Genomic DNA, 19,905 nt, shown 5'->3' with positions numbered 1-19,905 from the left:
AAAACAAAAAAGAACGTAATCAAAATATCTATATTAATTATGGTATTGTTGCTTGCTGGTTGCAAGCCTTATGGTGTTAAATGTTCGTGTGGTGACCCCGTTGAATTGAACCAGGGAAGGACTTGAAACATTTGGGAACGCTGACACGTTTATGATTTGTGTAAGGTATTCATGCTTTCGGAGTTAGAAGGGGGAGTTACGGTGAGGAGAATAATAAGTTTAATTGTGATGCTTTTACTAGGTTCAAGTTTCTTGACGATATTCCTTCCTTCGACTGCCTATGCGTGTTCGTGTGCTCGGCCTCAAAGTGTTGAAGCGCAATTGAGCCAATCGGAAGCAGCTTTTGCTGGACGCGTCCTTGAAGTGAAGGAGCAAAGATCCTTAAACGGAAGATTGACGAAGGCTGCGCTATTCGAAGTAAGCCGCATATGGAAAGGTGGATCTGAATCTCAAATCATTATTCACACGGGAAGCGGTGGCGGGGATTGTGGATTTAATTTTGAGGAAGGTAAGGAATATTTGGTATATGCTCATCCCTCTACCATGTATGGAGACAAAGAGTTACTTGTCACGATCATTTGCGATCGGACGGTTGGTTTAGATCGAGCGAAGGAGGATCTGGCTGTATTAGGTGAGGGCAAAATGCCAACGAAACAGGTTCATCTCGAAGGTGATCTGAATCGGTTACATCCCTATATCTGGGTTGCGATAATTGGAATTGTTGTAATAGGGACGACGATTTTACTAGTTCGGCGAAAGATGAGGAAGTAATAATTTATTAAAACGAGCCCCCTCCGCACAGCGCGAAGGGGGCTGGTTTCGGCTGCAGCTTTACGCCAGCAGCTTTTTAAACTCCTCGGTCAGCAGCGGCACGACCTCGAATAGATCGCCGACGATACCGTAGTCGGCGACTTTAAAGATCGGCGCCTCCGCATCCTTGTTGATGGCGATGATGACGCGCGAAGAGCTCATCCCCGCCAGATGCTGAATGGCGCCGCTAATGCCGCACGCGATGTAAATTTCCGGCGTCACGACCTTGCCGGTCTGGCCGATCTGCATCGCGTATTCGCAGTACCCCGCGTCGCAAGCTCCGCGGGAAGCCCCAACCGCGCCGCCTAAGACGGCAGCCAGCTCTTCGAGCGGCTGGAAGCCATCGGCGCTCCGCACGCCCCGTCCGCCGGAGACCACGATCTTGGCTTCAGCCAAGTCGATGGCGCCGGACGTTTTTTTCACGACCTCCCGAATGATGCTGCGCAGGGAGGGAGCGGGATAGGCAACATCGATAAGCTGTGCTTGACGCGAAGCGTCAGGCTCTGCGGCCGCGATGTTGTTCGGTCTTACCGTGACGACCCAGGGTGCGACTGGGTCGGTAAACGCTTTCTTCTCGACGGCTTTACCTGCATAAAGCGGTCGCGTGAACAATACGTTATCGCCGCTGCGCTCGATGGCGGTAACGTCGGAAATTTGGCCAGCAGAGAGGGAAGCCGCGGCCAAGGGTGCAAGATCTCGGCCCATTGATGTGTGGCCGAAATACAGAGCATTTGGCCCCGCAACAGCAGTGACAGCAAGTAACGCACTCAAAAACGCCTCCGAGCTATAACTCGCCAACTGCGCATCCTCAACAACATAGATGGTTTCTGCGCCATAAGCGGCAAGCTCGCCAGCCAACTCTTTCGTGCCAGCGCCGCCGATCAAGACAGCAGTAAGTGTATCACCATCGCCAGCAGAAAGCTGCGCGGAACGTAAGGCCTCAAAGGATACTTGACGAAGCTTGCCGCTGCGAGCCTCTGCAACTACGAGAAATTGTTTAGCCATCGACGTAACCTCCCTAAAATAATATGGTTTCGGGGTATTTTTAGATTACTTTGGATTCGTTACGCAGTGCTTGAACGAGTTCTGCCACTTGGCTAGCAAGCTCGCCTTTGAGGATACGACCAGCTTGACGCTCGGGCGGGAGGGATAAAGCCAAACGTGTCGTTTTGGCAATAATGACATCTGCACCTGGAATGTCATCAAGGGTTAAGTGTTTGAAAGGTTTCTTCTTCGCCTTCATAATGCCAGGAAGTGATGGATATCTAGGTTCATTTAAGCCTTGTTGAGCTGTAAAAAGAGCAGGGAGCGGGACCTCGATCACTTCGATATCGCCTTCGGCATCGCGGTGAACGACGGCATTATCTCCGGAAATGTCCAATTTGGTAATTGATGCAACATGTGGCAAGCCCAGAAGTGAAGCTAGTCGAATAGCCACCTGGCCTGCCCCGTTATCGACAGAGAAGTTTCCACCTAATACGAGATCCACAGATTGGTCATGTAAATACAGGGCCAAAATTTCAGCAATTTCAAACTCATCGCCTAAAATCCGATCATCGGTGATGAGGACAGCTTCATCAGCTCCCATCGCTAGTGCGGTTCGAAGTGCTTCCGCGGTTCGATCTGGCCCGATAGAAAGAAGGGTTACTTTACCGCCATGTTCATCGCGAAGCTGAATGGCTTGCTCGACGGCATATTCGTCGTACGGATTAATGACGAACTTAACGCCATCCTCTTGAACGACGCCATCCTGCAAGACAATTTTCTCCTCTGTATCAAACGTTTGCTTCAATAATACAAAAATGTCCATAGCCAAGCTCCCTCCTGAATATACATGAAATAAGAACTTTAACTGGTGGTCTCTGAAGCCAAAGCCATCCTCAGGATTCAATGCCTCTCAAGAAAAAATCAAGTGTAGGAACAACCTGAGCCGTTAACGAATATTTCTGGCCGGAAATCAGCCAAGACGTGACGACTTCATCCATGCCTCCGAAAATAAGAAGCCTTACCAGCTTCACATCCAGATCCGAACGGAAGCTGCCGTCATTCTTTCCTTTTTCTAATATATTTTCAATGAGGATAATATATCTCTTGAGAGCAAGGCCAATCTCCTTGCGAAGCTCTAAATCACTCTGGCGAAGCTCAATTTGTGTGAGATAGGCCATATGAATGTTATTTTCCAACTCGCCAAAATGGATTTCGCAGATCTTGCGCAGCGCATCCTTCGGGCTGACGCTTTCATCAACTGCACGATTGAACTTCTCAACGAGCTCGCCTAATTTCTCTTGAAAAAGACTAGTTAAGATATCCTCCTTCTTCTTGAAGTAGAGATAAATGGTGCCATCCGCAACACCGGCTTCTTTGGCAATACGCGAAACTTGGGATTTATGAAACCCGTTTTCCGCAAATACCTTCATCGCGCCTTCGAGAATCGCATAATATTTGTCTGGTTTTTTGCCACTTGTCAAGGAGATCACCTCGGTGTTAGAATACAAATATCGGTGAATGAATACTCATTCATTTTTGTAATTTCATCATAAAATACGCAGTACGCCTTGTCAACGACTTATTCCGCTTAACCAAGCAAGTAGGGAGGTTTGTCGGCTTACTCTTCACAATGAAGCATGTTTCTACTCTTATTAAAAAGGGATCAATGAAATTTGCTTTTTTGCGATTCACGAATGTAAGCGTTAACAATAATTAAATACAAAGGAGGGTCCTCCATGACCGGTACGCTGATTCAGTTTCTCCTTTTTCTGGCGGTTACGGGTTTGGCGCTCTACGGGTTCGGTAGGGTTGTGTATCACCGTTATTTATATATCCAGCTTGGGAAATCGATGGATCTGAAGAAGGAAGCTAGCTTAAGGCTCAAGGGATTTGCGGTTCAAGTGTTTGGCCAGACGAAATTATTGAAGGATAAAAAGAGCGGCATTATGCATATCGTGATTTTTTATGGCTTCATTATTCTACAGCTAGGCGCCTTGGACCTTATTTTAAAAGGATTAATTGACCGAGGGTTACCGATTCCTGGTTATGACTACTTTACTCTGATGCAGGAAGTGACGGTTGGGTTGATCGTGTTTGCCATGGGCTACGCGACCTATCGCCGGTATATCGAAAAGCTTAAACGTCTTAAACGAGGCTGGAAGCCAAGTATTGTTGTGTTTTTTATCATGTTCCTTATGTTATCCGTTGTCATAAGCGGAGGATTTGAACGTGTGCGAGAGGGTCTTCCAGCTTCCGGCTTCGCCCCGCTGACATCGGCATGGGCTGCGTTGTTCGAAGGGATGTCAACTTCAGCGGCAACAGTGGGATTCTATGCAGGCTGGTGGATGCATCTGCTGATTCTGCTCTCATTCCTCATTTATGTGCCGCAGTCCAAGCATTTTCATATTATTACTGCACCGATCAATATCTTACTTCGGCGCACAGAGTCGACAGGTAAGCTGGCTTCGCTGAATTTGGAGGATGAAGAAGCGGAGTCATTCGGTGTAGGCAAGATTGAGGATTTTACGCAAAAGCAGATGCTGGATTTCTATTCTTGTGTAGAATGTGGTCGTTGTACGAGCGTATGTCCAGCCAATACGACAGGTAAGTTGCTGTCACCGATGCATCTCATTACGAAGCTGCGCGATCATTTGACGGAGAAAGGCGCAGCCATAACTTCGAGATCTCCTTGGGTGCCTGCCATGGTGTTCGCGCCAGAATCGCAGGGTAACCCGCTGGAGGTTGAACTCATCGGAGGCGTGATCACCGAAGAAGAGCTTTGGGCTTGCACGACTTGTCGTAACTGTGAGGATCAATGTCCAGTCGCGAACGAGCATGTGGATAAAATCATTGATATGCGCAGGCACTTAGTGCTAACGCAAGGCAGTATGCCGCACGACGGACAGCGTGCACTTCAGAATATTGAGAGGCAAGGCAACCCTTGGGGCATCTCTCGTAACGATCGGGTGAAATGGGTCAAGGAAGTGGATCCTGATGATGCGCTTCAAGTGCGAACCGTCAAAGAAAATCCAACCTTCGAGTACTTGTTCTTCTTGGGTTCGATGGGCGCATACGATAATCGCAGCCGTAAAATTACACATGCATTCGTGAAATTAATGAAGGAGGCTGGTATTTCTTTTGCCATATTAGGAAATGAGGAAAGAAATTCCGGTGATACCCCGCGTCGGATGGGGAATGAATTCCTGTTCCAGCAGCTGTGTGCGGATAATATTGCTACTTTTCAAAAGTACAAGGTTAAGAAGATCGTCACGACATGCCCGCATACGTACCACACATTCAAAAATGAGTATCCCGAATTCGGTTTAACCGCCGAGGTTTTTCATCATACGGAACTGTTGGACCTGTGGGTCAAAGAAGGACGCTTGACTCCGCAATATGCGGTTAATGAGCGCATTACGTACCACGATTCCTGTTACTTAGGCCGTTATAACGAGGTGTATGAGGAGCCCCGCAATGTGTTGCGAGCGATTCCTGGTGTGGAACTTGTGGAACAAGCAAGATCTCGCGAAAACAGCATGTGCTGTGGAGCCGGCGGAGGCATGATGTGGATGGAGGAAACGGCGGGTACTCGTGTGAATGTGGCGCGTACGGAGCAGCTTCTGAGTGTCAAGCCAACGGTGATCTCCTCGGCGTGTCCATATTGTTTGACGATGGTGGAGGATGGTACGAAGCTGAAAGAAGTAGAGGAACAGGTAAAAGCGAGGGATATCGCGGAAATTCTTGCGCAATCGGTGTTTGGTTGAAAACTTAAGTAATGCTTACGAAGTTAGTTTTTCTATCGAAAAACTTTTAGGAGATGATCTCATGCCAACTATTCGTACGGCAGCGGTAATCGGCTCGGGTGTAATGGGTTCCGGTATTGCTGCGCATTTAGCCAATGTAGGTATTCCTGTTTTATTGCTTGATCGTGTGCCGGAGCAGCTACTGCCGCAAGAGGAAGCAGCAGGACTTACGCTTGATCACCCTAAAGTACGTAATCGTTATGCAGTTAGTGCCATGGATAAGCTTACAAAAACAAACCCTGCACCTCTGTATAGCGAAGCTTTTGCCTCACGAATCACACCAGGGAATATCGAGGACGATTGGGCGAAGCTGAGCCAAGTGGATTGGATTGTCGAAGTCATTATCGAGAATTTGCAGGCAAAGCAAGAGCTCATCGCACGCATTGAAAAGGTGTGGAAGCCCGGGATCATCGTTTCCTCGAATACGTCGGGGATTTCGATTAATGCCATGGTTGCAAATGCCGGAGCTGAATTTAAGAAGAATTTCCTTGGCACTCATTTCTTTAATCCACCGCGTTATATGAAATTATTGGAAATTATTCCGAATGAGCAGACGGATCCAGCCATCATTGCTTTTATGAGTGATTTTTGTGAGAAAAAGCTAGGGAAAGGCGTCGTTCAAGCCAAGGATACCCCTAATTTTATAAGTAATCGGATTGGCACTTACGGGCTACTGATTACTTTAAGAGAAATGCTGGCCAAAGGGTATACGGTTGAAGAGGTAGATGCCGTCACGGGGCCTGCCATGGGGCGGCCGAAAAGCGCGACCTTTCGCACACTGGATCTCGTTGGGCTCGATACGTTCGTGCATGTGGCGAACAATGTGTTTGAACTCGTGACGGATCCGGTTGAAAAGGATGTCTTCGATACACCTGCACTCTTGAAAGAGATGGTGGCCAAAGGCTGGATCGGCGAGAAGCAAGGCCAAGGCTTTTATAAGAAAGTGAAAACAGCTGAAGGCAAGGAAATTCAGGCTTTGAATTTAACGACGATGGAATATGCTGTTGGTCGTAAGATTACTTCCGCCTCCTTGGAAGCTTCGAAACAGGCAAAAGGGACCGTCGCAAAAATAAAAGCATTGCTGGGTGCGAAGGATCGATATTCGGAGCTGGCGTGGAACATTTTGAAGCCTGTTCTGCTCTATGCGGCTGAGACATGGAATGAAATCTCAAGCAACATTGTGGATATCGATAATGCGCTCAAGTGGGGCTTTAACTGGGAGTTGGGACCTTTTGAGACATGGGATGCGATTGGCTTGAAGCGTTCAGTAGAGCGAATGGAAGCTGAAGGCAGCGCGGTTCCTGATTGGGTAAAGGCGTGGATTGCGGCTGGTCATGACAGCTTCTATGAGCGAAAGGATGGGCGAACGTTCGCCATATTGAATCGTGAGCTAGGCGAGGTGGAGTCCCGACCAGAGATCATTTCGCTAGCGGCGCTTAAACAGCAAAACAAAGTCATCCGCTCGAACAGCGGTGCGAGTTTAATTGATATTGGCGATGGCGTGGCTTGCTTAGAGTTTAATTCACCGAACAATGCGATTGGCGCGGATATTCTCACGATGATTCAGCAAAGTGTTGATGAGGTGCGTAGTAATTATCGCGGGTTGGTTGTTGCCAATGAAGGTAAAAACTTCTGTGTTGGCGCTAATCTCATGCTGTTGCTTATGGAAGCGCAGGATGGCGAGTGGGATGAAGTGGATGGCATCATTCGATTGTTCCAGAGCGCGATGCTGAAGCTGAAAAGACTGGATAAACCCGTCGTTGCTGCCCCTCACAAAATGACGCTCGGTGGTGGTGTTGAGGCGTGTATGCCATCGGATCAGACGATTTTCTCAGCGGAAACGTACTACGGACTCGTTGAGACAGGTGTAGGTCTCATTCCTGCCGGAGGCGGCTGTAAAGAGCTGGCTTTGCTGGCGAGTCAGCAAATCAGAGACCCGGAGGTTGATCTGCAGCCGTGGATCAATGCGGTGTTCGAAACGGTTGCAATGGCAAAAGTGTCTACAAGTGGTCATGATACGAAACGTCTCGGCTTTATGCGAGCGCAGGATTCTGTAGTTGTGAATCCAGATCATCGCATTTATGAAGCCAAGCAAGCGGTGCTTCGAATGGATGCGGCTGGCTATACGCCGCCAGCGATAGAGAAAATCCGCGTTGTGGGCGAGAACGGGAAAGCGGTCATGCAGGTTGGGGCCTATACGATGCGCCAAGGCGGCTATATCAGTGCGCATGACCAGTTGATTGCGAATAAGCTCGCACATGTGCTAGCTGGAGGTAATGTACCAGCGGGGACGCTAGTTACGGAGCAATATATGCTGGATTTGGAGCGTGAGGCCTTCTTGAGTCTATGTGGTGAGCTCAAAACGCAGCAGCGGATGCAGTATATGCTTTCGAAGGGGAAGGCTTTGCGGAATTAGTCGGGGAACTGTAAAAGTGGAATTTTTATCCAATTACTCCTAGTGAGGTGAGTTCGATGAAGGAAGCCGTCATTGTATCCATAACACGCACCGCCGTAGGGCGCGCGAAGAAAGGCAGCTTCGCGCAAACGCGCGCGGAAGATCTAGGCAAAGCCGTACTCGAAGAAGCTGTACGGCGAGTACCCGGACTCGACAAGGGTGATGTCGAGGATATCATTATCGGGTGCGCGATGCCCGAAGGCGAGCAAGGGCTGAACTTCGCCCGCACGATGTCGCTGTATGCGGGCTTTCCCGTGACCGTGCCGGCGATCACGGTCAACCGCTTCTGTTCCTCCGGCTTGCAAGCCATCGCTTATGCGGCGGAGCGCATCATGCTCGGCCACGCCGAGGTGGTCATCGCCGGAGGCGTTGAGAGTATGAGCCACGTCCCGATGACGGGCTTCAAGCTCTCGCCGCATCCGCGGCTGGTCGAGACCATGCCCGAGGTGTACATGGGCATGGGGCATACAGCCGAAGCCGTCGCGCAGCGCTTCGGCATCTCGCGCGAAGCGCAGGATGGCTTCGCGACGCGCAGCCATCAGAAGGCGGCGGCGGCCATCGCCGCCGGCCGCTTCACGGACGAGATCGTGCCGGTGAGCACGAGCGTGAAAGGCGTGGACGAACGAGGCAAAGCCTACGTTCGCTCATATGTGTTTGCCACGGATGAGGGCGTTCGCCCCGATACATCCGTGGAGACATTAAGCAAGCTGAAGCCTGCGTTCAGCTTGGGGGGCTCTGTGACGGCGGGCAACGCGTCACAGACGTCGGACGGCGCAGCGGCGGCCGTGCTGATGAGTCGCGAGCGCGCGGAAGCGCTCGGGCTGAAGCCGATGGCGACGTTCCTGTCATTCGCGCTTTCCGGTGTGGAGCCGGAAATCATGGGCGTTGGACCCGTCAAAGCGATCCCGAAGGCGCTGAAGATGGCTGGTATCTCCCAAGATCAAGTTGATCTATTTGAGATTAATGAGGCTTTCGCTTCACAATGCGTTCATATTGTACGCGAGCTTGGGATTGATGAAGAGAAAGTCAATGTAAACGGCGGAGCGATTGCCTTGGGTCATCCACTTGGCTGCACAGGTGCTAAGCTTTCGACGAGCTTAATATACGAGTTGCAACGCCGAGGCGGCGGGTATGGTGTTGTCTCGATGTGTATCGGCGGCGGCATGGGAGCGGCTGGTGTTTTCAAAGTTCATGCCGTGGAATAATTTGATCTTGATCGGAACGAACATAGTTGTGGCATAAGTTTTCAATATCAGCATCCACATGTAAAGGAGAGTTAACTCATGACGAACAAAGTCGTTGGCGGAAGCTTTGTGATAACGGATATTGATTTTCACGCGATCGTAACACCTGAGGATTTCACCGAGGAGCATCGCATGATTGCCGAAACAACGCGTGACTATGTGAATGGGGAAGTCTTGCCGAATGACGAACATTTGGAGAAGTTGGATTATGATTTGACCGTAAAACTTATGCGTAGTGCCGGCGACCTCGGGTTGCTTGGGGCTGATGTACCGGAGATATATGGCGGCCTCGGCTTGGATAAAGTCAGCTCCACAATCATAAGTGAAAATTTAGCGCGTGCATCCTCGTTTGCTTTATCGATAGGCGCGCATGTCGGGATTGGAACACTGCCCATCGTTTTCTTCGGTACACAGGAACAGAAGAAGAAATATTTACCTGACTTAGCGACTGGAGCGAAAATCGCTGCCTATTGCTTAACAGAGCCAACATCAGGTTCGGATGCCCTTGGTGCGAAAACAACGGCCAGACTCTCGGAAGACGGGAAGCACTACCTCTTAAACGGCTCCAAGCTCTATATCACAAACGCCGGTTTCGCTGATATTTTCATCGTTTACGCCAAGATTAATGGAACGGACTTCACAGCGTTTATCGTGGAAAAGGGTGATCCTGGATTTACAATGGGGCCCGAAGAAAAGAAGATGGGGATTAAAGGCTCTTCAACACGACCGCTCTTTTTCGAGGATGTGAAAGTTCCTGTAGAAAACCTGCTCGGCGAAATCGGGAAAGGTCATCTCATCGCTTTTAACATTTTGAACATCGGCCGTTATAAATTAGCTGTTGGTTGTCTAGGCGCATCCAAAGAGACGATTGAGCTTGCTGTGAAATATGCGAATACACGTCAGCAATTCCAGACGCCGATTTCACGATTCCCACTAATTGGTAAAAAGCTAGCGGAAATGAACATTCAAACATATATCCTTGAAAGTATGGTGTACCGGACGACGGGCTTATTTGATACGATCCTCAAGGATATTGATCACACGAGTCCAGATGCGGGCAAGATTTCGGCCAAAGGCATTTCCGAATATGCGCTGGAATGCTCGATTAATAAGGTGTTCGCCTCAGAGGTTCTAGATTTCGTTGCCGACGAAGGACTGCAAATTCATGGCGGTTATGGCTTTATTCAAGAGTATAAAGTTGAACGTATTTATCGCGACTCCCGGATTAATCGTATTTTCGAAGGCACGAATGAAATTAATCGTTTACTTATCCCAGGAACGCTAGTGAAGAAAGCGATGAAAGGCGAACTGCCTTTGCTGCAAAAAGCGCAAGAGCTGCAAGGCGAATTACTTGCCTACATGCCAGGCCAAACATTTGAAGGCACGCTGGCGGAAGAAGCTCATCTGGTGACGATGGCGAAGAAGGTATTCCTCATGGTCGGCGGGCTTGCGGTTCAGAAATATGGCATGGCGCTCGAGAAAAATCAGGAGGTTTTGAGCTGTCTAGCGGATATTATGATTCAAATTTTTGCAGCGGAAAGCGGGCTGTTACGGACTCAAAAGCTCATTCACAAGCTAGGTGAAGCAAAGGCAACAAATGCGATTCAGCTCACAACCGTATTTGTTCATGAAGCTTTTGATAAAATTGAGGCATATGCGAAAGAGGCGCTCAGTACGATGGAAGAAGGAGATGTGCTTCGGACTCAACTATCTATACTCAAAAAGCTGTCTAGACGCAGCAGTGTCAATACGGTGGGGTTGAAGCGCGACATCGCCGCACGTGTAATTCAGGGTGAGAAATTCATCGGATGAGTCTCGATGTAAGTAACCTGAAGGGGATGATTTTGTATGGGGGAGGCAAAGCCTTGGCTGCGTCATTATCCATCGGAAGTGGCGCCGACGTACGAGTACCCGAAACATAATCTAGCACGGTTGTTGGTTGATTCAGCTAGTCAATATCCCGAACGGTCTGCCTTGTATTTCTTGGGTAAAAAGCTTTCGTATCGTGAATTGCTTCATGCATCGTATCAATTTGCACATGTGCTGACAGATCTGGGGGTACGTCCAGGGGAACGGGTATCGATCATGCTGCCGAATTGCCCTTCGGCCATCATTGCTTATTTTGGCACATTGTTGATGGGCGGAATTGTCGTTATGACGAATCCGCTGTATGTGGAGAGAGAGCTGATCCATCAGCTCTCTGATTCGGAAGCAACCGTGATTGTGACGTTGGACCTGCTATTTGATCGTGTACAGAAGGCGAAAGCAAGGACATTTGTACGCCATGTTATCGTGACTTCGATTAAGGACTATTTGCCGTTTCCGAAGAATTTGTTATATCCGATTAAAATGAAAAAGGATGGCGCCAAGCTAGATGTCACCTATGGTGATGGCGTGTATGCTTTCAAGAAATTACTGCGAGCAGCATCCGCTGCGCCGATTTGTGTGAACGTCAATGCCGATGTTGATATTGCTCTGCTTCAATATACTGGAGGAACAACGGGGCTATCCAAAGGTGTGATACTGACACATTCGAATTTAATCGCAAATACGTATCAGACGAGTAATTGGTGTTATCAAGTGATGCCAGGCGGCGATCGATTCTTAGGTGCAATCCCTTGCTTCCATGTCTTTGGATTGACTGTTCTGTTGAATCAAGCTATGTATCGAGCGGGGATGCTCATCTTAATTCCAAAGTTTGATATTGATATGATTTTGGACACAATTCATAAATTGAAGCCTAGTATTTTTCCAGGTGCACCTACCATGTATGTAGCGTTAATCAATCATAAACGTGTGAAAGAGGTTGATATTTCCTCCATCAATGTATGTGTAAGCGGTTCAGCGCCATTGCCTTTGGAGGTTCAAGAGCGCTTCGAATCATTGACCGGAGGTAAATTAATTGAAGGCTATGGGTTGACGGAAGCTTCGCCCGTTACGCATGCAAATCCCATTTGGGGTTTTCGTAAAATAGGGTCGATCGGCGTACCGTTTCCGGATACGGACACGAAAGTCGTGGATTCTGACACCGGCGAAGAAATGCCAATCGGTGAAATCGGTGAAATTATCATTAAAGGGCCGCAAGTCATGAAGGGCTATTGGAAGCGTGAGCAAGAAACAGCGATGACGATCAAAGACGGCTGGCTGTATACCGGAGATATGGGACGTATGGATGAGGACGGCTTTTTCTCGATCGTGGACCGGAAAAAGGATTTAATCATTGCAGGCGGCTTTAATATTTATCCTCGCGATATTGAGGAAGTCCTTTTCGAGCATCCTTCAATTCTTGAAGCGGCTGTAGCAGGCGTTCCTGATGAATACCGTGGGGAAACGGTGAAAGCTTTTATTGTGTTGAAAGAAGGAATGACATTAACTGAGAAAGAGTTAGATGTCTGGTGCAGAGAGCGACTGGCAGCCTATAAAGTGCCGCGTAAGGTTGAATTCAGGAAATCTCTTCCAAAGACGATGATTGGAAAAGTGCTAAGGCGTCAATTACTAGAGGAAGAAGTGAAGCACTAAAGAGCTTTACGATCATACGTAGGGGCAGCCCTTACAGAGAAGGAGGGAGTCCAATGGATGATGGAAATGAACATATCATAAGGAGATTGCAGCAGCTCGCAGCAGCAGCGGAATCCACCTTCTGGGGCTATCTGGGTTGTGAATTCGTTAGTTTAAAGGACGGGGTCATAACGATTGCCTTGGAGGCTAAGTCGCATCACTTAAATCCGATTGGTATGGTTCATGGTGGCGTGACTTCCTCATTATTGGATACCGCTATGGGGATTATTGCGATGATAGCTAGACCGGAGGAGAAGGTCGTTACGACCAATCTGAATGTGCATTTTGTGTCTCCTCTCTATGCAGGGCGGCTGTTGGTAACGGCGGAGCTCGTCCATCAATCGCGTAAAATGATTACTGCGCAAGGTCGCGTCGAGGATCGTGAAGGCAATTTGGGGACAATAGGAACAGGATCGTTTCGTGTGATTTAGACGAATGCCCTTCGAAGTTAGAGGCCTTCATTACCACGAGGAAAGTGGTTGTGAAGGTTCTTTCTTATGTTTTATGTCATATAACATAACATGAAAAAGATAATTTTCATAAAGATTTCATAAATTCGTATTTGATGTTATGTTTTATGACGTATATTCATTGACTGATTACATAAGGTCATCCTATAATCGATTAAAAGGCATAGGGGGGAAGCACGATGCATCTTACCATTCGTGAAGCGTTGGCGATTTATCCTTTAACGGAAGCGAAGCTAGTCGCCGGTAAACAAGGGGAATCCCGTATTGTGAAATCTGTTAATGTCATGGACGCACCTGATATTGCAGATTGGACAAAGTCGGGTGAAATGCTGTTCACTACCGCATACGCGATGAAAGACAGCCCGCAAGAAACCGTGAACCTCCTGCGCAAATTAAATGAACGTGGAGCCGCGGGTCTAGGGATAAAGCTCGGGAGATTTTGGACGGAGCTGCCGCAAATTGTCATGGATGAAGCTGATCGCTTACATTTTCCTATCATCGAAATGCCTTTTCAATTTACATTTTCAGATCAAATGAATGCGCTTTTTAACGCGGAATATCGCCGGAATACAGAGTTATTGCAAACGGTACTCGAAAAGCAGAAGAAACTGATGCAATTTGGCCTGAAGCAAAATAATATGCTTTCGATGTTTCAACTCGTGAGTGAGATTCTTGGGTATCCCATGGCGGTCGTCGGAGCGAGAGGTCAAATTTTATTTAATTCAAGTACGTGGAGTTCGGATCAGTTAGCTCAGAATTGGCCGAAAAAGCGTAAATCAGGCTGGGTCTACGCAGGGAAGGATCGGGCGTATCGCATTGGTTTGCAGCAGCAGGATGATGAGCCGCTAGGTCATTTGTTAATCATTCCGGATGTCATGTTATTAGCAACTGTAGAAGAAGGTTTATTCCAGCAAGCAGCTGATATTCTAACCTTTCATATGAGTTATACGTTTCGATCGCATGTTGAGGCTTCAGCAGAGCGGGATTTGCAGAATAACCTGATCCGCTATCTGGATAAAGGAACGTCCCTAGAGGAGTTTATGGAGCAGGCGGAAGCCAGAAGCTTATTCATCTTTACGGGTGCTTACCAATGTGTCATTGGGAAGAGCAAGAAGGCGCCTTTGGTTGCGGAGGATACAAATGAGAAGCTCAAAGAATTAAAGCAATACATGGAGTCCCATTCGAAATCCAGCAACTTGCGTGGATATCATTTCATTCTGAAGGATCACTTGTTTTCGATCTACTCCACGACACAAGCGGATGGCTTTCCAGAAGAAGAGCTATCGCAGCTATTAAGCAAGTTTGAAAGGGAGCCAGGAAAGGCATCTGATGGAGATGGCATCGTGTTCTACACGTCTTCGCTGAAAGTGAAGCCTACGGCTCTTCGCGAAGCTTACTTGGAATGTGGCGAGACGGGTCGGATGGCGGAGAAGCTTTGTTTGCCAGACCGAGTGCTTCATTATGAGACGATCGAGTTCGCTCATCTCTTTCAGCATTTATCATCTCCGATGATGGAAGATTATTGTGCCAAAATATTACGTCCTCTCTTAGAGAAAGATCCGGAGTACTCGCAAGAGATGATTCGGACACTCGAGGTATTTATTCGAAACGATGGCCAAGTCAGCGAGGCGGCTAAGCAATTGTTCATCCATCGAAATACGGTAACGTACCGGTTGGAGAAAATTAGTGATCTTTTGCAAGTTGATTTCAAAAAAGTAAATGATCTATTGAAGCTGAAGGCTGTCTTCTTATTCCGTCAGTTCCTGCATGTAAGATCATAAGTGAACAGAACCCGAGGTTGCCATTAAGGCACTTAGGGTTTTTTTGTTGTAAACACAGGAGTTCGGAGGCCAGTGTAAGTTGCATAAGCGAAGTAGTTACCTTATAATTTTGAGGAGAGAGTAGAAAAAGGAGATGTAAAACATGTCTAAATGGAAAGAGTTAACGACGTTAACTGAATGGCAGGAGGTACTTGATCGTTCCACCGAAAAGCCTGCTGTCATTCTGAAGCACAGTACAACTTGTCCAGTAAGTGCGAGCGCACTTGATGAATACGAACAATATTTATCTGGTACACACAATGAGGATGTTGATTATTTCTTGGTGAAAGTCATTGAGTCACGTCCGGTTTCGAATCAAATCGCAGAGGACCTTGCTATCAAGCATGCTTCCCCGCAAATTCTTTATTTCAAAAATAAAGAATCCATCTGGAATACTTCACACTGGTCTGTGACGAACAAACATATGTCCGCGGTATTGGACTAGATCGGCAACGCATCCAGCCCTTCGTTTTGTCTACTGGTGTAGATGAATCGGAGGGTTTTCTCACGACAACAAAAAGGATTCTTACACCTAAGGAGTTACTTACAATGAATGCGATGAATAAAACGAAAATTCCCATCCCGATCTTCCTCTTAATCGGCATTATTGCGATATCTTTTTCCTCTATTTTTGTAAAATGGTCCGACGCATCGGCTTCTGTGATCGCCATGTATAGGCTGCTTATGACCAATGTATTAATGCTGCCCTTTCTGTGGAACTATCGCAAAGAGTTTACGATAATCAAGCTGAGAGATTGGCTTCGTACAGCAATATCGGGTATTGCGCTTGGTTTGCATTTTTTATTTTGGATGGATTCGCTGCGATTTACAACGGTAGCAAGCTCGACTGCAATTCTGACGCTGGAGCCGATTTTTGTACTTGTTGGCGCTTTTCTTCTCTATGGCGTTCGGACAAGTCGTACCGCACTGATTGCGATGTGTATCGCGATTGTGGGGGCCATCTGCATCGGGTGGGGCGATTTTCAATTTTCCGGAGATGCGCTTAAAGGGGATGTGCTGTCCCTCGTCGGAACGATCGCTGTTGCCTTACATATGTTACTTGGCAAAAGCTTACGCGAGCGTATCTCAGCCTATGTGTACAGCTTTCTTGTTTTCTTATTCGCGGGGCTAACGCTCGCGGTTACGAATGTTTTCTCAGGTGAATCGTTCACAGGCTATCCATTGAAGGAATGGGGTATTTTCTTCCTTTTAGCCTTTGTTTCCACGATTTTCGGACACTATGTGTTTAACTGGCTTCTGAAATATATGAAGGCGTCATCGGTATCGATGACCGTGCTTGGAGAGCCGCTAGGAGCATCAATTTTAGCCTATTTCTTGCTAGGTGAAACGATTACGACGATGCAGCTGTTGGCTGGTTGCTTGCTGTTGGTCGGTGTCGCGTTGTTCTTACGTAGTAATGAGAAACCATAAGCGTTTCTTGCACTCTTTAATTGAACATAGGTAAATAAGGTAAGCAATGATAGATAGCTATTAAAATGATTTGAGATGGAGGCAGGCTGCTACATGAGATTTCGAGATTTTCATCGCAATGTCAAATTAAGAATTGGCTTATCCTTCTTATCGGGCACAGCCAATAATATGGTGCTTCCTTTTATGTCGATTTATTTCTCKGGGAAATTAGGGGACACATTGGCTGGACTGGTCGTTATTCTAGGCATTTTGGCTGGTGTCGTTGCCGGAATCATTGGCGGGTATTACTCCGATAGATATGGGAGGAAGAAGCTCATGCTCGCCGCAGAAATCGGATGGATGCTCAGTTTCATGCTCATGGCAGCAGCAAATTCGCCTTGGTTTGAGTCAGCGGGTATAACCTTCATCCTAATGATTGTTGTCAGCATATTCTGGGGGATTCATGGACCCGCCAACGAGGCGATGCTATTGGATGTTACGGCTCCAGGAGAACGCAAATTCATGTATGCCATCATGTACTGGATGAACAATTTATCCTTTGCTATCGCGGGTATGGCGGGAGCGTTCTTATTTAAATCGTATTTGTTCGAATTGTTTATTGCCTTGTCTGTGATAGGTTTGATCACTGGTATCATAACGTATGTCTATATTCAAGATGATTATAAGCCTCAAATAATAGGGAAAGGCGATAAAAAGAAGAAGAATAGCCCTTCGATTTGGGCAAATTACCACATGGTTCTGCGTGATAAGACGTTTCTGATTTTTACAATCGCATCCTTACTGCTTGTATCGGTGGAGTTTCATCTTGGCAACTATGTGGCTGTTCGTTTGGGGAAAGAGATGGTGGATACACCTTTTCTTCCGTGGATAACCGATGCTTGGCGGATTGATGGCTTCAAAATGCTTGGGTTTATGCGTACAGAGAATACCGTGCTCGTGGTTGTTCTCTCGGTATTTATGGGAGTTCTCATGCGTAGGTTCTCTGATCGCAGAGTGCTATTTATTGGGTATGCTTGCTATATTGCGGGGTATAGTTATCTGGCTTACAGTAATCAACCTGGTTTACTCTTACTATCGATGCTGATTGCAACTGTTGGGGAGCTGATGTACGTCCCGATTAAGCAAGCCTACCTTGGCAACCTGGCACCTGACCATGCACGCAGCTCCTATATGGCCGTATATGGAATGGTATATAGAGGAGCTACGTTTCTAGGTGGTCTAGGGGTAATCCTTGGCGGCATGCTGTCTTCATGGCTTATGGCTTCATTGATCGCACTCAGCGGTGTGATAGGTATGGCGATGTTCTATACTATCCTTGCACAGCTGGAAGAACGGAAAAACGGTCACTTTGCAGCAGCAAATTCTTCTTTTATGGCAGCTAATAAGGCAGGTTTGGATAGCACTTCATAAGCGGTGTAGGCTAGCGCCTTTGCCGTGAAGAGCATACTGTCTAGCGCAGGCTCCGTCATGGCGAGATCACGGAATTCCTTCGTATGGAGCAAGTGCCGCTCATTTACCACCTTCACGAATGGGTGAATGGTTGGGCATTGGGTTGAGACATTGCCGAGATCCAGGGAACCGTGATCTTTGCCGATTTCGATTTCCTTCGGATTGATTCCAAGCTCGAACAATTGATCTGTGAACACGCTAGATAAAGCTTCGTTCGTGCGGAGCTCATCATAAGAGTATTCGTAGAACGAGGTTTTCAGTGTGCAGCCGGTTTGAAGCGCAGCACCTTCTGCACAGTGAAGGACCTTTTGTACAAGCTCATTCGTGTAGCTGCGCGTTGCCGAGCGGACGTAAAATCTGGCGACGGCGTAATCCGGAATGATGTTGGGCGCTTTACCGCCTTCGCTGATGATTCCGTGAATGCGGGCATCTGTCTTGAGCTGCTGGCGAAGCGCATTGATGCTGTTGAATAGCTGCAATACCGCGTCAAGCGCATTGATGCCTTCGTACGGTTGAGCTGCGGCATGCGCGGAGCGGCCGAAGAACTCATATTCGATGGCATCCATCGCCAGCGATTCGCCTGATTTTTCATAGGCATAATAAGGGTGTGCCATGAGCGCGATATCGACGTCTTGGAAAAGCCCGGCCGCAGCCATGGGAACTTTGGCGCCTTTGGTTTCTTCTGCTGGAGTGCCATAGACACGAATGCTGCCGCCGGTGTCTGCTAGGACCGCTTTGAGACCGATTGCAGCCCCAATACTCATCATGCAGATGAGATGATGACCGCAGGCATGACCGAGCTCAGGGAGCGCATCATACTCAGCCATGAACGCGACAACGGGACCTGGTTTACCAGAGTCATAAGTCGCGATGAAAGCAGTAGGGATCTCTAAAACACCGCGTTCGATCTGGAAGCCATGATAGGCTAATTCTTCCGTTAAACGTGCGAAAGCAAGGAATTCTTCATGTCCGAGCTCTGGGTTTGCCCCGATAAAGCGGGAGATGTCTTTGAATCTTGCGGCATTATTTTCTATGGTTTGAGATATGGTTGATTTCATCTGATGTTGGCTCCTTTGTTGAATGGTTCTTAACTCCATTGTAGTATATAGAAGCGAGAACTACCAAATGCAAAGACGTAACGCTTCAAGCATGATCATTCGTGTATATGAGAAAGAGGAGAGATCGACGATGATGAAATATGGGGCAGAACATGAGGAACACCGGTTTAGCTTATCCTTTCTTGAAGCGGAAAGCCGCGGTCAATGGCGGGATATTTTCTTAGGCATGGGATTGGCTGAAGGGGAAGAGCTTCCAGAAGGCCTTTCTTCTCCTTCTATTCTTGTTATTTGCAATACAGATGGCGATATTGTACAAATTGTCCTGCACGATGAAGGCTGTGACAGTGAATTCCAATTCACGTATGCAGAGAAAGCGCAAATCGAAGATTATATCTCTCAGCTTGAAAGCGCCAAAAAAAACGACGAATGAACCCCTATAGGTATCCCTTCCCAAACTGGGCGGAGGCGCATATAGTAATATACGTCACGCTTTAGGGGAGAGGATAGCGATGGAAAAAAGAATTCAATATTTGGCGTTTGGTGATTCTTTAACCGTTGGTTTTGGTGCAGAGGAAGGTCAAGGCTTCGTTTCGGTGTATCGACAAAGGTTGGAGTGTCAGCTGAATGTACCTGTTTCCTTGCGTCATGCTGGCACCAATGGTGCCACGACAGCGCAATTGCTGGAGATTATCGAGTCTGATCTGCAACTTCAGAAGGATATTCGAGAAGCAACTCTCATCACGATTACAGCTGGCGGGAACGATCTCATTCAAGCGGCAATTCCTTTTTTCTATGACGGGGATAATACGGTGCTCAAAAC

At 47.6% G+C, this 19,905-nt stretch carries 17 protein-coding genes; 13 read left to right on the top strand and 4 right to left on the bottom strand.

The window, feature by feature from the left end; all coding sequences use genetic code 11:
• The first annotated feature begins 201 nt into the window (after window positions 1-201).
• Complete coding sequence (locus tag AC1DVJ_RS12925) at window positions 202-771, top strand: hypothetical protein (protein WP_477591281.1); 570 nt, start codon at window positions 202-204, stop codon at window positions 769-771.
• A gap of 60 nt (window positions 772-831) precedes the next feature.
• Here AC1DVJ_RS12925 and AC1DVJ_RS12920 read toward each other — a convergent pair whose 3' ends face one another.
• From AC1DVJ_RS12920 to AC1DVJ_RS12910, 3 genes are all read right to left on the bottom strand, one after another.
• A complete protein-coding gene (locus AC1DVJ_RS12920) occupies window positions 832-1,815 on the bottom strand; it encodes an electron transfer flavoprotein subunit alpha/FixB family protein (RefSeq protein ID WP_477591279.1) in 984 nt (327 codons plus the stop codon).
• 40 nt (window positions 1,816-1,855) lie between these two features.
• Entirely contained in the window at window positions 1,856-2,620 is a 765-nt protein-coding gene (locus AC1DVJ_RS12915; RefSeq protein WP_477591278.1) for an electron transfer flavoprotein subunit beta/FixA family protein, read from the bottom strand.
• Between the two features lie 70 nt (window positions 2,621-2,690).
• Window positions 2,691-3,278, bottom strand: coding sequence for a TetR/AcrR family transcriptional regulator (locus AC1DVJ_RS12910; protein WP_477591276.1), 588 nt, complete (start codon window positions 3,276-3,278; stop codon window positions 2,691-2,693).
• 255 nt (window positions 3,279-3,533) lie between these two features.
• On the opposite strand from AC1DVJ_RS12910, the gene AC1DVJ_RS12905 reads away from it, so the two are divergent.
• The 10 genes from AC1DVJ_RS12905 (at window position 3,534) to AC1DVJ_RS12860 (ending at window position 17,988) form a co-directional block, all read left to right on the top strand.
• Window positions 3,534-5,561, top strand: coding sequence for a (Fe-S)-binding protein (locus tag AC1DVJ_RS12905; protein WP_477591275.1), 2,028 nt, complete (start codon window positions 3,534-3,536; stop codon window positions 5,559-5,561).
• Window positions 5,562-5,622: 61 nt separating this feature from the next.
• Window positions 5,623-8,016, top strand: coding sequence for a 3-hydroxyacyl-CoA dehydrogenase/enoyl-CoA hydratase family protein (locus AC1DVJ_RS12900; protein WP_477591273.1), 2,394 nt, complete (start codon window positions 5,623-5,625; stop codon window positions 8,014-8,016).
• Window positions 8,017-8,072: 56 nt separating this feature from the next.
• The gene (locus AC1DVJ_RS12895) at window positions 8,073-9,260 is read left to right on the top strand and encodes an acetyl-CoA C-acyltransferase (protein ID WP_477591271.1); all 1,188 of its coding nucleotides are present in this window, start codon (window positions 8,073-8,075) and stop codon (window positions 9,258-9,260) included.
• A gap of 78 nt (window positions 9,261-9,338) precedes the next feature.
• A complete protein-coding gene (locus AC1DVJ_RS12890) occupies window positions 9,339-11,111 on the top strand; it encodes an acyl-CoA dehydrogenase family protein (protein WP_477591270.1) in 1,773 nt (590 codons plus the stop codon).
• Window positions 11,112-11,147: 36 nt separating this feature from the next.
• Window positions 11,148-12,818, top strand: coding sequence for a long-chain-fatty-acid--CoA ligase (locus tag AC1DVJ_RS12885; protein WP_477591268.1), 1,671 nt, complete (start codon window positions 11,148-11,150; stop codon window positions 12,816-12,818).
• Window positions 12,819-12,871: 53 nt separating this feature from the next.
• Window positions 12,872-13,288 (top strand): PaaI family thioesterase, encoded by a 417-nt coding sequence (locus AC1DVJ_RS12880; RefSeq protein ID WP_477591266.1) that lies wholly within the window; start codon window positions 12,872-12,874, stop codon window positions 13,286-13,288.
• Window positions 13,289-13,506: 218 nt separating this feature from the next.
• Window positions 13,507-15,108 (top strand): PucR family transcriptional regulator, encoded by a 1,602-nt coding sequence (locus tag AC1DVJ_RS12875; RefSeq protein ID WP_477591264.1) that lies wholly within the window; start codon window positions 13,507-13,509, stop codon window positions 15,106-15,108.
• Between the two features lie 142 nt (window positions 15,109-15,250).
• Complete coding sequence (gene ytxJ, locus AC1DVJ_RS12870; protein ID WP_477591262.1) at window positions 15,251-15,592, top strand: bacillithiol system redox-active protein YtxJ; 342 nt, start codon at window positions 15,251-15,253, stop codon at window positions 15,590-15,592.
• 104 nt (window positions 15,593-15,696) lie between these two features.
• Window positions 15,697-16,578 carry a DMT family transporter gene (locus AC1DVJ_RS12865; protein WP_477591261.1) on the top strand — a complete coding sequence of 294 codons (882 nt, stop codon included), beginning with the start codon at window positions 15,697-15,699 and terminating at the stop codon, window positions 16,576-16,578.
• A 93-nt stretch (window positions 16,579-16,671) separates the two neighbouring features.
• Window positions 16,672-17,988, top strand: a complete 1,317-nt coding sequence (locus tag AC1DVJ_RS12860) for an MFS transporter (protein ID WP_477591259.1) — start codon at window positions 16,672-16,674, stop codon at window positions 17,986-17,988.
• On the opposite strand, the gene AC1DVJ_RS12855 is transcribed toward AC1DVJ_RS12860, so the two are convergent.
• Window positions 17,922-19,085 carry a M20 family metallopeptidase gene (locus AC1DVJ_RS12855; protein ID WP_477591257.1) on the bottom strand — a complete coding sequence of 388 codons (1,164 nt, stop codon included), beginning with the start codon at window positions 19,083-19,085 and terminating at the stop codon, window positions 17,922-17,924. The genes AC1DVJ_RS12860 and AC1DVJ_RS12855 overlap by 67 nt on opposite strands.
• 91 nt (window positions 19,086-19,176) lie before the next feature.
• Between AC1DVJ_RS12855 and AC1DVJ_RS12850 the strand changes: the two genes are divergently transcribed.
• Window positions 19,177-19,515, top strand: coding sequence for a hypothetical protein (locus AC1DVJ_RS12850; protein WP_477591255.1), 339 nt, complete (start codon window positions 19,177-19,179; stop codon window positions 19,513-19,515).
• A gap of 79 nt (window positions 19,516-19,594) precedes the next feature.
• Window positions 19,595-19,905: GDSL-type esterase/lipase family protein (locus AC1DVJ_RS12845; RefSeq protein ID WP_477591254.1), on the top strand; the 311-nt coding region annotated here is incomplete at its 3' end.

Source organism: Paenibacillus sp. P4_A9 (genome assembly GCF_056402415.1).
Note: the sequence above shows the minus strand (reverse complement) of the source record. Positions and strands in the feature narration are given on the sequence as shown.

Bases quoted from the DNA above. Each gene is read 5' to 3' on its own strand.
- AC1DVJ_RS12920 (WP_477591279.1), bottom strand. From the start codon at position 1,815: ATGGCTAAACAATTTCTCGTAGTTGCAGAGGCTCGCAGCGGCAAGCTT.
- AC1DVJ_RS12915 (WP_477591278.1), bottom strand. From the start codon at position 2,620: ATGGACATTTTTGTATTATTGAAGCAAACGTTTGATACAGAGGAGAAA.
- AC1DVJ_RS12905 (WP_477591275.1), top strand. From the start codon at position 3,534: ATGACCGGTACGCTGATTCAGTTTCTCCTTTTTCTGGCGGTTACGGGT.
- AC1DVJ_RS12900 (WP_477591273.1), top strand. From the start codon at position 5,623: ATGCCAACTATTCGTACGGCAGCGGTAATCGGCTCGGGTGTAATGGGT.
- AC1DVJ_RS12895 (WP_477591271.1), top strand. From the start codon at position 8,073: ATGAAGGAAGCCGTCATTGTATCCATAACACGCACCGCCGTAGGGCGC.
- AC1DVJ_RS12890 (WP_477591270.1), top strand. From the start codon at position 9,339: ATGACGAACAAAGTCGTTGGCGGAAGCTTTGTGATAACGGATATTGAT.
- AC1DVJ_RS12885 (WP_477591268.1), top strand. From the start codon at position 11,148: ATGGGGGAGGCAAAGCCTTGGCTGCGTCATTATCCATCGGAAGTGGCG.
- AC1DVJ_RS12880 (WP_477591266.1), top strand. From the start codon at position 12,872: ATGGATGATGGAAATGAACATATCATAAGGAGATTGCAGCAGCTCGCA.
- AC1DVJ_RS12875 (WP_477591264.1), top strand. From the start codon at position 13,507: ATGCATCTTACCATTCGTGAAGCGTTGGCGATTTATCCTTTAACGGAA.
- ytxJ (WP_477591262.1), top strand. From the start codon at position 15,251: ATGTCTAAATGGAAAGAGTTAACGACGTTAACTGAATGGCAGGAGGTA.
- AC1DVJ_RS12865 (WP_477591261.1), top strand. From the start codon at position 15,697: ATGAATGCGATGAATAAAACGAAAATTCCCATCCCGATCTTCCTCTTA.
- AC1DVJ_RS12855 (WP_477591257.1), bottom strand. From the start codon at position 19,085: ATGAAATCAACCATATCTCAAACCATAGAAAATAATGCCGCAAGATTC.
- AC1DVJ_RS12850 (WP_477591255.1), top strand. From the start codon at position 19,177: ATGATCATTCGTGTATATGAGAAAGAGGAGAGATCGACGATGATGAAA.